The 15280-nt window shown below is 68.2% G+C and carries 13 protein-coding genes; 7 read left to right on the forward strand and 6 right to left on the reverse strand.

Annotated elements, in window-relative coordinates; all coding sequences use genetic code 11:
• Positions 1-73 precede the first annotated feature (73 nt).
• Entirely contained in the window at positions 74-1894 is a 1821-nt protein-coding gene (locus WKW77_RS17035) for an acyl-CoA dehydrogenase (RefSeq protein ID WP_340358049.1), read from the forward strand.
• 112 nt (positions 1895-2006) lie between these two features.
• Here the strand turns inward: WKW77_RS17035 and WKW77_RS17040 are convergent, their stop codons facing one another.
• Positions 2007-3191: a M20 aminoacylase family protein gene (locus tag WKW77_RS17040; RefSeq protein ID WP_340358050.1), complete on the reverse strand. Its 1185-nt coding sequence runs from the start codon at positions 3189-3191 to the stop codon at positions 2007-2009.
• Positions 3192-3303: 112 nt separating this feature from the next.
• On the opposite strand from WKW77_RS17040, the gene WKW77_RS17045 reads away from it, so the two are divergent.
• The 6 genes from WKW77_RS17045 (at position 3304) to WKW77_RS17070 (ending at position 9473) form a co-directional block, all read left to right on the forward strand.
• Positions 3304-4908, forward strand: a complete 1605-nt coding sequence (locus tag WKW77_RS17045) for an ABC transporter substrate-binding protein (RefSeq protein ID WP_340358051.1) — start codon at positions 3304-3306, stop codon at positions 4906-4908.
• Positions 4909-4917: 9 nt separating this feature from the next.
• Positions 4918-5895, forward strand: coding sequence for an ABC transporter permease (locus WKW77_RS17050; RefSeq protein ID WP_340358052.1), 978 nt, complete (start codon positions 4918-4920; stop codon positions 5893-5895).
• A gap of 61 nt (positions 5896-5956) precedes the next feature.
• Positions 5957-6841, forward strand: a complete 885-nt coding sequence (locus tag WKW77_RS17055) for an ABC transporter permease (protein WP_340358053.1) — start codon at positions 5957-5959, stop codon at positions 6839-6841.
• Positions 6842-6923: 82 nt separating this feature from the next.
• Entirely contained in the window at positions 6924-7940 is a 1017-nt protein-coding gene (locus WKW77_RS17060; RefSeq protein WP_340358054.1) for an ABC transporter ATP-binding protein, read from the forward strand.
• A complete protein-coding gene (locus WKW77_RS17065; RefSeq protein ID WP_340358055.1) occupies positions 7937-8770 on the forward strand; it encodes an ATP-binding cassette domain-containing protein in 834 nt (277 codons plus the stop codon). Before WKW77_RS17060 ends, WKW77_RS17065 begins: the two co-directional genes overlap by 4 nt.
• A 7-nt stretch (positions 8771-8777) precedes the next feature.
• A complete protein-coding gene (locus WKW77_RS17070) occupies positions 8778-9473 on the forward strand; it encodes a phosphoribosyltransferase (RefSeq protein ID WP_340358056.1) in 696 nt (231 codons plus the stop codon).
• An 84-nt stretch (positions 9474-9557) separates the two neighbouring features.
• Here the strand turns inward: WKW77_RS17070 and WKW77_RS17075 are convergent, their stop codons facing one another.
• The 5 genes from WKW77_RS17075 to WKW77_RS17095 form a co-directional block, all read right to left on the reverse strand.
• Complete coding sequence (locus tag WKW77_RS17075; protein WP_340358057.1) at positions 9558-10511, reverse strand: nucleoside hydrolase; 954 nt, start codon at positions 10509-10511, stop codon at positions 9558-9560.
• 267 nt (positions 10512-10778) lie between these two features.
• A complete protein-coding gene (locus tag WKW77_RS17080; protein ID WP_340358058.1) occupies positions 10779-12062 on the reverse strand; it encodes a chloride channel protein in 1284 nt (427 codons plus the stop codon).
• Between the two features lie 49 nt (positions 12063-12111).
• A complete protein-coding gene (locus WKW77_RS17085) occupies positions 12112-12732 on the reverse strand; it encodes a carbonic anhydrase (RefSeq protein WP_340358059.1) in 621 nt (206 codons plus the stop codon).
• 93 nt (positions 12733-12825) lie between these two features.
• On the reverse strand, positions 12826-14433 hold the full coding sequence (locus WKW77_RS17090; RefSeq protein ID WP_340358060.1) for a tannase/feruloyl esterase family alpha/beta hydrolase: 1608 nt from the start codon (positions 14431-14433) through the stop codon (positions 12826-12828).
• A gap of 41 nt (positions 14434-14474) precedes the next feature.
• Positions 14475-15275 (reverse strand): alpha/beta fold hydrolase, encoded by an 801-nt coding sequence (locus WKW77_RS17095; protein WP_340358061.1) that lies wholly within the window; start codon positions 15273-15275, stop codon positions 14475-14477.
• Positions 15276-15280: the final 5 nt, after the last annotated feature.

Here is a 15280-nt window from a genome sequence, read left to right on the forward strand (position 1 = left end):
TTCCGTATCGCCAATGTGCAGTGCTTGCTGCGCGTCGAGCCCCTCCATCACGAACATTCGAGGACACACCACCATGACCTACCAGGCGCCCGTCAAAGACATGCTGTTCTGCATGAACGAACTGGCCGGCATCGAGCGCATCGCCACCCTGCCCGGCTTCGAGGACGCCGGCATCGATACCGCACAGGCCGTGCTGGAGGAATGCGCCCGCTTCACCGAAGGCGTGATCGCGCCGCTCAACGCCGCCGGCGACAGGCAACCTTCCTGGTGGCAGGACGGCCGCGTCACCACCACGCCGGGCTTCGCCGACGCCTACCGGCAGTTCGGCGAGGGTGGCTGGCAGGGCCTGCAGCACCCCGCCGAGTTCGGCGGGCAGGCGCTCCCGAGGACCATCTCGGCCGCCTGCGCCGAGATGCTCAACAGCGCCAACCTGAGCTTCGCGCTGTGCGCGATCCTGACCGACGGCGCCATCGAGGCGCTGCTGACCGCAGGTTCCCAGGCACTGAAGGAGCTCTACCTGCCCCGCATGATCTCGGGCGAATGGACCGGCACCATGAACCTCACCGAGCCGCAGGCCGGCAGCGATCTGGCACTGGTTCGCACCCGCGCCGAGCCGCAGCGCGACGGCACTTACAAGGTGTTCGGCACCAAGATCTTCATCACCTACGGCGACCATGACATGGCGCAGAACATCGTCCATCTCGTGCTCGCGCGCCTGCCCGGCGCACCCGAGGGCGTCAAGGGCATCTCGCTGTTCGTGGTGCCGAAGTTTTTGGTGAGCGCGGACGGCACGCTCGGCGAGCGCAACGACGTGCAATGCGTGAGCATCGAGCACAAGCTCGGCATCAAGGCCAGCCCGACCGCCGTCCTGCAGTTCGGCGACGGCACCGCGGGGAGCATCGCGGACCGCAGCGGTGCCGGCGCCATCGGCTACCTGGTAGGCGAGGAGAACCGCGGCCTGGAGTACATGTTCGTGATGATGAACGCGGCCCGCTACGCGGTCGGCCTGCAGGGCATCGCGGTGGCAGAGCGTGCGCGCCAGCTCGCGGCGGCCTATGCACGCGAGCGCGTCCAGTCGCGCCCGGTAGATGGGTCGCTGCCCGGCGCGGCGCCGATCGTCCACCACCCGGACGTGCAGCGCATGCTGCTCACGATGCGCGCCCAGACCGAAGGCTGCCGCGCGCTGGCCATTGCCGCGGCCGCAGCCGGCGACGCGGCGCATGCGCATCCGCAGGCCGATGTGCGCCGCCGCGAACAGGCGCTCTACGAGTTCCTGGTGCCGCTGGTCAAGGGCTACTCGACGGAAATGAGCCAGGAAGTCACGAGCCTGGGCGTGCAGGTGCATGGCGGCATGGGCTTCATCGAGGAGACCGGCGCCGCGCAGCACTACCGCGACGCGCGCATCCTGACCATCTACGAGGGCACCACCGCGATCCAGGCCAACGACCTCGTGGGCCGCAAGACGGTGCGCGACGGTGGTGCCGTGGCACGCGCCTTTGCCGAAGAGGTCGCGGCGGTGGAAGCCCAGCTGCGTCAACGCGACAGCGATGCCGCACAAGCGATGGCCCAGCGCCTGGCCGTGGGCCGGGAGGCCTTCCTCGAGGTCGTCGACTGGGTACTGGCACGTTTCAAGTCCGACCCGAATGCGGTGTTCGCCGGCTCGGTGCCCTATCTGCTGCTCACCGGCCAGCTCGCGGTCGGCTGGCAACTGGGGCGCTCGCTTCTCGCGGCGGAAGACCGCCTCGCCGCTGGCGACGATCCGGCGTTCATGCGCAGCAAGATCACCGTGGCGCGCTTCTATGCCGATCACATCCTCACCCGCGTGCCGGGCCTGCGCGACAGCATCGTCTCGGGCTCGGAGGCGATCGTGGAGATGGCGCTCGAGGACTTCTAGGACAGAGAGCTTCGCGCACGGCGCAGCGGAGAAGCGCAGTGAAGGCGCGACATTCTCATCGGCTGCGCCTCACGCACCGTCGAGTGCCGGAGCCGCCACGCGCCGTCCGACCTCAGCGCAGATAGGCCTGCACGAGCGAGACCCAGTAGCTCGCCGTACTCGGCAGGATCTCGTCGTTGAAGTCGTACCCCGTGTTGTGCACCATGCAGCCCGGTCCGCTGCCGGGCTTGCCGTCGCCGTTGCCGACGATGAAGTAGCTGCCCGGCACCGCATTCAGCATGAACGCGAAATCGTCGCTGGCCTGCAGCGGCGCCATGTCGGGGATCAGCGCCTTCTCGCCCATCGATGCGAGCGCCACCTGACGTGCGAACGCGGTCGCGGCCTCGTCGTTCACGCAGGGCGGCATCTTCCACTGGTAATCGACGGTGGCGGTGGCGCCATGCACCGCGGCCTGGCCTTGCGCCATCGCGATGATCCGGTCGCGCAGGAAGGCCCGCACCTCCGGCTTTCGCGCGCGGATCGACAGCTTGAGTTCCGCGCTGGCGGGGATGACGTTGGGCGCCTTGCCGGCGCTCATTGCGCCCACCGTGACGACCGCCATGTCGTTGGGATCGACCTCGCGCGACACCAGCGTCTGCAGCGCGAGGATCAGGTGCGCCGCGACCATGATCGGATCGACCGTCGTATGCGGCATCGCCCCATGGCCGCCCTTGCCTTCGATGGTGATCACGGCGGTGTCCGAAGAGCTGTAGATCACGCCCGGCAGAAAACCGAACTGCCCGGCGGGAAAGCCGGGCTCGTTGTGATAGGCGTACACCGCATCGCACGGGAAGCGTTCGAAGAGGCCCTCTTCGACCATCTTCTTCGCGCCCATCAGGCCTTCCTCGGCGGGCTGGAAGATGAGGTTGAGCGTGCCATTGAAACCCTTGGTGACCGCCAGCAGTTGCGCCGCAGCGAGCAAGGTGGCGGTGTGTCCGTCGTGGCCGCACGCATGCATGGCGCCCGGCTTGCGGCTGGCCCACGCGAGGCCCGTGGTTTCGGTCATCGGGAGGGCATCCATGTCGGCGCGCAGCCCCAGCCGCCTGGCCCCATCGCCGACTGTGAGCGTGCCCACCACGCCGGTGCCGCCGATGCCGCGATGGACCGTGTAGCCCCATCGCGCGAGGCGCTCGGCCACCAGCTCGCTGGTCTGGAACTCCTCGTAGCCGAGTTCGGGATTCGCATGGATCTGCCGCCGCAGGCCGACCATCTCCTCGGTCGAGGCCCGGATGCCTGGATGGATGGGAACTGAAATCATCGGGGAGCCGCCTTCAACGCACTGGGATCGCATTTTCCACGCCAATAATGCGGGCTGCCGCGATGGCCTCGATATTGCTTCGGAAAGCGGCTCCGCAGGAATGTCCCCGACGATGACTGATCATTTGAAGAACCCCACGCTCCCTCGCCTGACCCGCCGCCAGCTGACCCTCGGCGCGCTTGCCGCCGCCGGCGGCCTCGCCACCACGCGCTACGGCCGCGCGGCCACCGGCAAGGGAACCGCGGTGCTCGCCATCGACGCCGATCCGCCGACGCTGAACCTCGGCACGACCACCGACTTCGCGGCCGGCGATGTCTCGGCCAAGATCCTCGAAGGCCTGGTATGGCTCGATCCTCAATACAACGCGAAGCCCTCGCTCGCCACCGCATGGACGGTGTCGCCCGACGGCAAGACCTACCGCTTCACATTGCGCCCGGGCGTGAAGTGGCATGACGGCAAGGACTTCACGAGCGCCGACGTCAAGTTCACCCTGATGGAAGTCATCGGCAAGCTGCATCCGCGCGCGGCTCCGGTGTTCAAGAACCTCGGCGTCGAGGTCGACACGCCCGACGCGCTGACCGTGGTGGTCAGGTTGCAGAAGCCTTACGCCCCCCTGCTGTCGCAGATGACGGTGTTCGATGCGCCCATCCTCCCTCGCCACCTCTACGAGGGCAGCAACATCGGCACCAACCCGGCCAACCAGAAGCCGGTGGGCACCGGTCCTTTCAAGTTCGGCGAATGGAAGCGCGGGGCCAGCATCAAGCTCGTGCGCAACGACCAGTACTGGGACGGCGACAAGCCCTTTCTCGAATCGATCATCTTCCAGGTGATTCCACAGGCGGCCAACCGGGTGCCCGCATTGCAGACCGGCGAGATCGACGAGCTGCTCGACTTCTACACGCCCAAGCCCGAAGTGCCCCGCATCCTCGCGGACAAGAACCTGGCGCCGCGCCGCGGCGTGAACATCCCGGCGGTCTACTTCCTGATGTTCAACACGCAGTCACCGCTGTTCTCGAAGATCGAGGCGCGCCATGCCGCGGCCCTGGCGATCGACCGGCAGCGGCTCGTCAAGCAGGCCATGAACGGTATCGCCCGACCGGGCGCGGGTGCCTTCGGCGATGGTTTCAAGTGGCTCTTCAACGATGAGGTGAGCTACGCGAAGAAGTACCCGCTCGATCCTGCGCGCGCCAAGGCCCTGTTCGAGAAGGCCGGCGCCAAGGCCGGCAGCACGACGGTGCGCATGCCCTTCGACGCGAGCCGTGCGCAGATGCGCGCACAGGCGCAGATCATCCAGGACAACCTCCGCCAGATCGGCCTCGAAGTGAAGCTGGAGCCGCTGGAACGCTCGGTGTACTACGACCGCGTGTTCGCCAAGCGCGACTACGACATGATGCTGGGCTCGTACTTCTCGGCCGGCGATCCGGCCATCGGCTATACGCGCCTGTACAACACCTACACCGGCACCGCGCCCAACACCAACGCGAGCGGCTATTCGAATCCGAAGGTCGATGACCTGCTGGGCCGCGCCGCGACGGCCACCGATCGCGACGTCCGCGCCAAGCTCTACAAGGAGCTGCAGGTGATCCTCAACGAGGACCTGCCGACGCTGGTGCTGTTCGATGAAGAGACGGTCGACACGGCGAGCAAGAAGCTCACGGGTGTGTTCCCCGCGCTCGATGCCCGCGACCAATGGGCCGGCGTGAAGCGCACGGACTGACCGCGGTCAATGTCCTCCTTCATCCTGCGGCGCCTGCTGCACGCGATCCCGCTGCTGCTCGCGGTGGTGGTGCTCAACTTCCTGCTGATCGCCTTCACGCCGGGTGATCCGATCACGCTGCTGGTGGGCGACTTTCCCGCGCCGCCCGAATACCTCGAGCAGATGCGCCGCGAGTTCGGGCTGGACCAGCCGCTGTGGATCCAGCTGCTGCGCTACCTGGGCAAGGTGGCGCAGGGCGACTTCGGCTATTCGTTCGCCAACCAGCAGCCGGTGGCGGCGCTCATCCTCGAACGGCTGGGCGCCACGCTGGAGCTCACCATGACCGCGCTCGCCTTCGCGAGCGTGCTGGGCATCGTCTTCGGCGTCATCGCCGCGCGTTCGGCTGCACGCACGGGCCCCGGGCTGGTCGACTCGGCGATCCAGGGGGTGTCGTCGGCGGGCTATTCCATTCCGGATTTCTGGCTCGGCCAGTTGCTGATCCTCGTGTTCGCGATCTGGCTGGGATGGCTGCCCTCGCAAGGCAACAACCCGGTTCGCGGCACGGCGCCGGGCTTCGAAGGCTTCGTCCAGCATCTGTCGTACCTGGTGCTGCCGGCCTTCGCCCTGTCGCTGCGCTATCTCACGCTGATCACGCGCATCACGCGCGCCGCGATGCTGGAGGTGATGAACGCCGACTTCATCCTGGCCTCTCGCTCGCGCGGCGCATCGGAGTGGACGGTCGTCGTGGTGCATGCGCTGCGCAATGCCGCGGCGCCGGTGTTGACGGTGATCGGCTACAACGTCGGCTTCGTGCTTGCAGGCTCGGCGTTGATCGAGGCCGTGTTCGCGTGGCCCGGCATCGGACGGCTGCTGTATGAATCGATCTCCAAGCGCGACTATCCGGTGATGCTGGCGATCCTGCTGATGGTGTCGGTCACGGTGGTCATCGCGAATCTCGTCACCGACATCATTCATCGACTGATCGATCCGCGGATCGAAAGAGCATGAGCGAAGCGCCGGGCCGCCCCAAGCAAGCTCGCGCCGCAGTGCGAAGCACGAAGGTTTCTCGATGAGCGAAGCGGCACTGACTCCTGTTGCGGTCCCGGCAGTGGGCACGCCCTTTCGCAAGGCCGTCTTCTGGCGACGCCTGTTGCGCCGGCCGACGACGCTGCTTGCGCTCGTCTTTGTCACGCTGCTCTTCGCGTTCGCGATCCTCGCGCCGCTGGTCACTGCCTACGACCCGCTCGGCGGCGGCGACAGCTCGCTGCTCGAACCGCTCTCGCCCGGCCACTGGCTCGGCACCGACGACCTCGGCCGCGACATCTGGGCGCGCGTGGTCTTCGGCACGCGCATCTCGCTCACGGTCGGCGTCATGAGCGCCCTGTGCGCGGTCGTCGTCGGCGTGATCGTCGGTGCGCTGGCGGGCTACTTCGGCGGCTGGCTCGACGCGCTCCTGATGCGCATCGCCGAGTTCTTCCAGACGCTGCCGCGCTTCGTCGTGGCGCTGATCGTGATCGCGCTGTTCGGCACCAGCGTCTTCAAGATGATCGTGGTCATCGCGGCGCTCTCGTGGCCGCAGCTCGCACGGGTGGTGCGCGCCTCGGTGGCCGCGCTCGGGCAGTCGCAGTTCGTGGATGCGGCGCGGGTGGCCGGCATGGGGCACGGCGCGATCATCGTGCGCGAGATCCTGCCCAACGTGGCGGCGCCGATCGTCGTGCTCGGCTCGCTCGACATCGCGATGGCGATCCTGATCGAGGCGAGCCTGAGCTTCTTCGGGCTCGGCGACCCGAATCATGTGTCATGGGGCGCGATGCTCAACGACGCGCAGCAGTACCTGCGTAGCGCGTGGTGGATGTCGGCATTTCCGGGTCTCGCCATCGCGCTCACGGTGCTGTCGTTCAACGTGCTCGGCGATGCCTTGAACGATGCACTGAATCCGAGGGGGCCGAAATGAGCGCAGCGCCGGGCCGTCCCAAGCAAGCTCGCGCCCCCTCGGGGGGCAGCGAGGACACGAAGTGCCGAGCGTGGGGGTCGAAATGAGCATCGCGGATCTCCTGCTCGACCTGCGCGGCCTGTCGGTCGACATTGGCCGGGGCCCGACCGCACTGCGGGTGGTAAACGATTTGTCGCTGACGGTGCGCCGCGGCGAAGCAGTAGGCCTCGTCGGCGAATCGGGCTCGGGCAAGTCGATGACCGCCTTCGCGATCATGAACCTCTTCCCGTCACCGCTGGCGCGGGTGGCCTCGGGACAGGTCCTCCTCGAAGGCCGCGACCTCGCGCAGCTGAACCCCGCCGAACTGCGCGCGGTGCGCGGCGCGCGCGTGGGCATGGTCTTCCAGGACCCGACGAGCTACCTCGACCCGCTGATGCCGGTCGGACGCCAGATCGCCGAGCCGCTGCGTGCGCACGGGCGCACCGAAGGGCTGGAGGCGCGGGTGCTCGAACTGCTCGACATGATGGAGCTGCCCAACGCCGCGCGGGTCGCGCGCCAGTACCCGCACGAGCTCTCCGGCGGCATGCGCCAGCGCATCCTGATCGCGGCAGCGCTCGCGATGCGGCCCGCGCTGCTGATCGCCGACGAGCCGACCACCGCCCTCGACGTGACCGTGCAGGCGGGCATCCTGAAGCTGCTGATGCGCCTGCGCAGGGAGCTCGACCTCGGGATCCTGCTGATCACGCACGACCTCGCGGTGGTGGCCGAGACATGCCAGCGCGTCAACGTGATGTACGCCGGCCAGGTGGTCGAGTCGAACGAAGTCGCACCGCTCTTCGCGGCGCCGCGCCATCCCTACACGCAGGGCCTGTTGGGCAGCATCCTGAGCCCGCGCTCCCGTGCGCATTCGCTGTTCTCGATTCCAGGCAGCGTGCCCATCGCGGGCCACTGGCCGCCAGGGTGCCGTTTCCATCCGCGATGCCCGATCGCCCGCGACGGGATTTGCGACAGCGCGGTGCCGGCGCTGCGACCGCGCGCGGCGGGCGCCGACCGCTGCCACCTGAGCGACGAGCCGATCGCGGCCGACGCGTGGCGGCGCAACGAGGTCACGTCAGCATGAACGCAGGCACGAACGCACCGCTTCTCGAAGCCCGCGACCTGACCCGGCTCTTTCCGGTGCGCGCGAGCGGCGGGCTGTTCGGCGCGCGGCAGATGCAGCGCGCGGTGGATCGCGTGTCCCTCACGATCGGCGCCGGTGAAGTGCTGGCGCTGGTCGGCGAAAGCGGCAGCGGCAAGACCACGCTCGGCCGCATGCTGCTGGGCCTCACCGCACCGAGCGAAGGAAGCATCCTCTACAAGGGCATGGACGTCGCGACGCGGTCCGGCGAAGCGGCGCGCAGTTTTCGCCGCGAGGTCCAGGTGGTCTTCCAGGACACCGGTGGGTCGCTGAATCCGCGCCGCACCATCGGCCAGAGCGTGGCGCTGCCGCTGACCTATCACCGTGGACTCGACCGGCCCGCAGCGGCGGCCGAGGTCGATGCACTGCTCGATCAGGTCGGACTGCCGGCCGCGCACTTTCGCGACCGGCTTCCGCACGAGCTCTCCGGCGGCCAGCGCCAGCGCGTGGGCATTGCGCGCGCGCTCGCATCGAACCCCGCGCTGATCGTGGCCGACGAGCCGGTGTCCGCGCTCGACGTCTCGGTGCGCGCGCAGATCCTCAGGCTGATGTTCGACCTGCAGCGCGAGCGGAGTCTTTCGTACCTCTTCATCACGCACGACCTGGGCGTGGTGCGCGCCATGGCCGACCGAGTGATGGTGATGCACCAGGGCCGCGTGGTGGAAAGCGGCGATGCGGACATCGTGCTCAACGCGCCGCGCGATCCCTACACCCAGCGATTGCTGGCTGCCACGCCGATTCCCGATCCGTCGCGCCAGCTCGAAGCGTTCTGACCTCGCCATGAACCGTCACTTCACCGAACCCACCACCGGCTATTGGCAGCACATTGTTCCGGCCAACGTGGTCGATCGGATGGAGGCGCCCTGGCAGTTCGGCTACCCGGCACGCCTGCCGGACGGGCGGGTGCTCGTGCTGCCGATCCGGCAGCTTGCCAACGAGCCCTCGCATGCCGTCGCTTCGCTGCTGGTCAATCACGCGTCGCTGGAGGTTGTCGACACGCTGGGCGCGATGCTGGCCGAACGCCTGTCGGTACATGCGCCCGAACTGGTGATCGGGCTGCCCACGCTCGGGCTCGCGCTCGCGCCCGTCGTGGCGCGGGCGCTCGGTCATGCGCGCTATGTGCCGATGGGCTACTCGCGCAAGTTCTGGTATGACGAAGCGCTGTCCGCCGCGGTGCATTCGATCACTTCGCCGACGCCGGGCAAGCGCATCTACCTCGACCCCAACCTCCGACCGCTGATCGACGGCAAACGGCTCGTGCTGGTCGACGACGCCGTCAGCACGGGCACGACCTTGCTCGCGGCGTGGAACCTCATCGAGTCGCTGGGCGGCCAGGTGGTCGCGTGCGGCGTCGCGATGCTGCAGGGCCGCCGCTGGATCGAGCGACTCGGCGCCGAACGCGCCACGCGGGTGGTCGGCGTGTTCGAGAGTCCCTTGCTGAAAGCCGTGCCCGACGGCTGGGTGCTGCGGGAATAGCCCCCACGCTCCCCCACTGCGTGTGAGTCGCTGCCCCCCAAGGGGGCCGCAGGCCGCCTTGGGGCGGCCCGGCGCCGGCCTTGATCAGCTGGCAGCGCGCGCGAGCGCATCCAGCACCACGCGACGCAGCAATGGCTCGTCGGCCACACTGGCCACCTGTGCATTGGGCTGGGCACGCCTCGGTACGCGCCATTCGACCACCGTCATGCCGCGGGTGTGCTCGCCCTTGCATTCGGCCACCACATGCGCCGGCCGGAAGCTCATCCCCTCGGGCGCGACCAGCACAGCCGCGGCCGTCGGGTCATAGAGCGACATCGGCAGCGCGCCCGCGGGGCTCGCGATGCGCACGTAGCCGAGCAGCAGGTCGGCCAGCACCTCGGCCTTGTCGGAGCCGAGCGCCCGCAGCGCTTCGGCATCGCTCGCGTGCACGCGTACCTGCCGGCATGCATCGAGCCCGACCATGTGCAGCGAAACGCCCGCATCGAGCACGACATTGATCGCTTCCGGGTCCACCGCGGCGTTGAATTCCGCCGCCGCGGTGTGGTTGCCCGGCCCGGCACTGCCGCCCATCCACAGGAGCCGGCCGATCCGCGCTGCAAGCGCGGGGCGCCCCTGCAGCACGAGCGCGAGATTGGTGAGCGGGCCCAGCGCCAGCACCGTGGCCGGCTCGGAGGTGGACTCAAGATAGTCCCCAAGCGCGGCCACCGCATCGCCCGACGCCAGCGCCGCCCGCGTCTTCGGCAGGCTGCGACCCGCCGAGGCCATGGCATCCGCGCCGAGGATGTTCTGCGCCGTGACCAGTTCGCTTGCGATCGGCTGCGCACTGCCTGCGTGGATCGGGAACTCCCATTCGAAGAGAGCGGCAGCCCGCAGCGCGTTGTCGATCACCATGTCGAGCGGTGCGTTGCCGGCGACGAGCGACATGCCGTCCACGCGCCAGGGCGGCGTCCGCGCGACCGTGAGCACGGCGGCGAGATCGTCGAAGCCCATGTCGGTGTCGATCCAGACGCGCTTCGATGGCTTGGGGTGTCCGTTCATGCGCCGTATTGTCCCGCAGGGCTCTGCGTCCGATTCGTTCGGCTTGCCATCGCCTCGCGCCGGCGGGACACTGGAAAACCAACTGAATCAGGAGGTCCCGATGCGTCGCCTTTTCGCCAACCGCCTGGCCGTCGTCACCGCCATCGCCGTGGTGCTCGGGTCGCTCGTCTTTGCGGCCGTGCGCGTCGGCAACTAGGCACCAGGGCCGGCGAGACGCGCCGCGGACTTCGCGCAGCACCCGCTCGCGCGTTCGCCTGACGCAGGGGGCTATCCGCTCCGGGCTTCAATCGGATTGCCGTAGATCGGCTTCGCTCCGAACTGCGTGCTGATCGCGTGCGCCACCCCGCACGCGAGCATGACCGGCACCGTGAGCTGGAACTGGTCCGTCATCTCCAGCACCATGACGATGGACATCAAGGGGGCATGCGTCACCGCGGCCAGCACGGCCGCCATCCCCACCACCGCGAACGCGCGCGGATCGCCGACCCATGCCACCGGCATCCAGCTCGCAGCGATCTGGGCCAGCACGCTGCCGGCGGTTGCGCCGACGAACAGCGAAGGCGTGAACACGCCGCCGATAGCACCGCTGCCTGAGCTCAGCGCGGTCGCCGCGACCTTGGCGACGAGGATCACAGCCAGCCACTGCCACAGGTGCTCGCCCTGGAGCACCTGCGAGACGACGCTGTAGCCATTGCCCCAGACCTGGGGAATCGCCGCCGAGATCAGCCCCACCAGCACGCCGCCGATGCCCAGCCGGATCGGCATCGACTTGATTCGCGCGAAGAGATCGCGCGTCTTGTCGAGGAGACCGAGCCATACCCATCCGATGCCGCCGAACACGATGCCGGACAACAGCGCGACGCCCAGTCCCGTCGGCAGCACCGGCTTGCCCGACAGGACGTACAGAGGCGTGGGCTCGACCAGCCAGTAGATCAGCGCACTCGCCGTCGCGGATGCGATCAGCACCGGCGCGACCGTGCTGCGCGCGAAGAACCCCAGCGCCAGTTCGAGCACGAACACCACGCCGGCAATCGGTGCGTGATACGCGGACCCGATGCCCGAGGCGATGCCGCAGACCATGATGGTGTTGCGCTGCTCGGGCGACAGGGCCACCCAGCGCGCCAGCCATGAACTCACCCAGGCCGCGAGCTGCACCATCGGACCCTCGCGCCCGATCGCTGCACCCGTTCCGATCGAGAACAACGCCGACAGCGTGCGGGTGAAGGTCGTGCGGTCGTTCAGGTCGACGCGGCCGGCGCGTGCGGCCTCGATGTAGTCGAGATTGCGATCGCCACGCGGGCCCTTCGCGGCCCATCGGCCGCCCCAATGCAACACGAGCCCGGCCAGCAGGCCGCCGACGGCGCAGACCGCCGCGCGATGCCAGGCCGACAGCGAGATGGCCGTCTCCACGAGTCCGCCGGTGTGCCCGGTCGCCAGCCACTCGACCTGCTGCGTCAGCCAGCGAAAGCCGATCGTCGATGCGGCGCCCAGTGCGCCGGCGATCGCCGCCCAGATCCAGAGCTTGATCGCTTGAATTGTTGGCCTCAGCACGTCGATACGTTCGCGCGAACGAATTGCAGCGTCTCGTCGCGATGCAACGCTATTCGTCCGGCTCCAGGAAGCGCACGCGGCCGGTCTGCAGTTCGTAGACGGCGCCAACGAGTTTCATCACGCCTTCGCGCTCGCGCGCCTGGGCTTCCGGGGTGGCGCGCAAGGCTCGCACGGTGTGGCGCACGTTCGCCTCGACGGCCTGATGGAGCAGCGTCATGCGGGGCAGCGTGCCATCGAGACCTTCGAGGGCCGGCTCGATGTCCTCGAGCAGGATCTCGATCCTGCTTTTCTGCCGGGCACCGTGGAACCGCGAACCGATCGCGGCTTCCACCGCGCCGCACCCCTCGTGCCCCAGCACGACGAACAGCGGTGTCTTCAGGTGCGAGCCGGCGTACTGCAGCGTGCCGAGAATGCTCGGCCCGAGGACGTTGCCCGCCACGCGGATGACGAACAGCTCGCCGAAGGAGGCGTCGAAGACCAGTTCGGGCGGCACCCGGCTGTCGCTGCATCCGAGGATGGTCGCGAACGGCTGCTGTCCCTTGGCGAGTTCGGCCAGGACTTCCTTCTGGACCGTCGGAAAACGCGCGCGGCCCTGGATGAAACGCTCGTTGCCTTCCTGAAGGCGGGTCAGCGCTTCGGCGGCGGTGCAAGGTGGGGATGAAGTTGACATGACGTCGGCGGTGTCCAGCGCCGAACATAGAGGCGCTGGCCGACATGTGTCAACACGACGCCGCGGGCATTGCGCCGTCGCACTCAAATTCCCTCACCGGCACGCGAAGCTCGCTGCCTTGTCCGCATCTCCCCCGACATATTGCGCAGACTGCGGATAAGGACACAGCGGCCGGCTTCGCTCCGACCCGTCGGGCCGCTGTTGCACGGCGATGAGCGAAGCCGGCGCCCGGCCCGCCTCGACCCAGTCGATGACGGCGGTCACCGCATCGAGCACGTTCGGTGCGTTCCCGTTCCCGCAGTGCTGCATGCCCGGAGCCATGAACAGGCGATAGCTGTCGTCGAGCTTGACGGTGGCACGACCGGCCTCCTCGTAGTAGCCGATGGTCATCATCGGATTGAGCGCCGGGTCGGCCCAGCCGTGATAGGTGATCATCTTTCCGCCACGCGCCTTGAACGCGCCGAGGTCGGGATTGCGAGCATCCAGCATCTGGCTCATGAAGCTCGTGGACCGATAGCCCTCGTCGAGGTTGAACGTGCGCCAGTCGGCATCCGGACGGCTCGCGGGCTGATCGGCGAAGTAGCGCAGGAAGGTCTGCGCGTAGGCGCTCTGGCGCGTTTCGCCGGGCGGCAAGGCCTGCCCGACGGATGCAAGGCGCGCCCCCGGCGGCGGGGGCGGCGGTGGAATGGACACGAACCACTCGGCCCAGCCGCTGATCCCGTTGGTGTCGGGTGCCTCCGAGCCCCAGGGCCACGCCGGGAACACGCTCTTGCCCTTGTGCTGCATGTCGGCGTGCACCGCCTCCAGCGCCGCGATCTGCGCTTCGCTGAGGCCCTGCAGGTCGGTCCTCGGATTGATCCTGCACTGGCGCGGATCGTTGATCACGCCGTCCTGCAGCCCGTCGGCCGCGTCGCACTTCGCGACGATGGCGCGGCCGATCTCCGAAAGCTGCGCCGAGGTGAAGCCCGCCTTGCTCACCAGCGGTGCGTACGACACGTAGTCATACATCGTCCCGGTGAAGTTGAGCACCGGCGCGCCCGCAGCGATGCCGTCGAAATCGGCCGGATAGCGCTGTGCGGACATCAGCCCCTGCCGCCCCCCGGTCGAGCAGCCGTCGAAATACGACCTGGCGGGCTTGCGTCCATAGAACGCGGCCGCCAGGTCCTTGGATGCCTGGGCGGTCAGGTGAACCGCGCGATGGCTGTAGTCGACGAGCCTGGCGAGATTGTTCTGCGCGAAGGTGCCGAGCGGCTGGGCAACGGCGTCGTGGCCGGTGTTCGTCTGCGCCGCCACGAAGCCCCGCTTGAGCGCTTCGTCGCGCAAGGCCGCGCGGTTGGGCGCGTCGATCCGCTCGCCGGCATAGCCGCCGTTGCCGCGCATGTAGAGGCGGCCGTTCCACCGCATGGGCAGCGCGACTTCGATCAGCACTTCAGGGTCGAGCATCGCGACGATGCGGCAGAAGTCGGGCACGCCCTGCGCGGCCGTCATGACTTCCGAGGTGAGGACGGTCATCCGCGCTCCGTCGACCGACACCACCTGTTGCCCGAGCTTCGCGCAGTCGCCCGTCGACGTGGCGACCGGATTGGTGTAGTTCGCCGCCGACTTGCCGGCGTCCCTGAAGCTGCCGACGTTCTGCGCATGCGCCGCAAGGCCCAGGGCCGCGAGGCACAGCGCCGGGCCCAGACTCTTCCGCTGGATCATTGCCTTGTCTCCTTCTTGTGATTGGCTTGGTGAGGCAATGGCTATTTGACACGACGGCCGAGGAAATCGAGCACGTGTCGGTTGAACTCCACCGGCTTCTCGAAATAGGTCGAGTGCCCCGCATCGGCGACCACCACGACTTCGCTGCCGGGGATCCAGCCGGTCAGCTCGTTCACGACGGACACAGGAACGATGGGGTCTTCGCTGCCCACAAGCAGCAGCGTCGGGCAGTGCACGTCGCGCAACGCGGCCATGGGGATCACGCGGCCGGGCTGCATCAAGGAAGCGAGCGTGGCGCCCCAATCCGCCGCAGCGACCGAATGCGTGCTGGGGTTGAAGTGATTGATCTGCGCGTAGAGCGCCGCCTTGTCGGGATGCGTCTCGAGAAACCAGCGGCCCAGCGAACGCTGCTCGATGGAGGCCGCGCGCTGGCTGATCTGGCGCTTTTCCAGGATGCCGAGCAGCCCCGGATGATCGATGGCGAGCGAACTGTCGCAGGCCACGAACGCGGCCACGCGCTGCGGATGCGTCAGCGCCGTCTTCAGGCCGATCATCCCGCCCAGCGACTGTCCCACGATGCTCACCTGATCGATGTGCTCGCGGTCGAGGACGGCGATCACGTCGGCAACGAAGTTCTCCAGGGAGAACTCATCCAGCGGCGCCACCGACCGACCGAAGCAGCGGATATCCATCGTGAGGCAGGTGCGGTGGGGACTGAACACCGGCAACTGCTGCCACCATGTGGCGGCGTTCGAGCCGGCCCCGTGCAGGAAGAGCACGGCCGGCCCCTGCCCGTGGCGTTCGTAGTAGAGGCGGCGGTCCCGCGAATCGGCGAATGGCATGGCGT

Origin of the sequence: Variovorax ureilyticus (genome assembly GCF_037889935.1) — a bacterium.
GTDB lineage: Bacteria > Pseudomonadota > Gammaproteobacteria > Burkholderiales > Burkholderiaceae_C > Variovorax > Variovorax ureilyticus.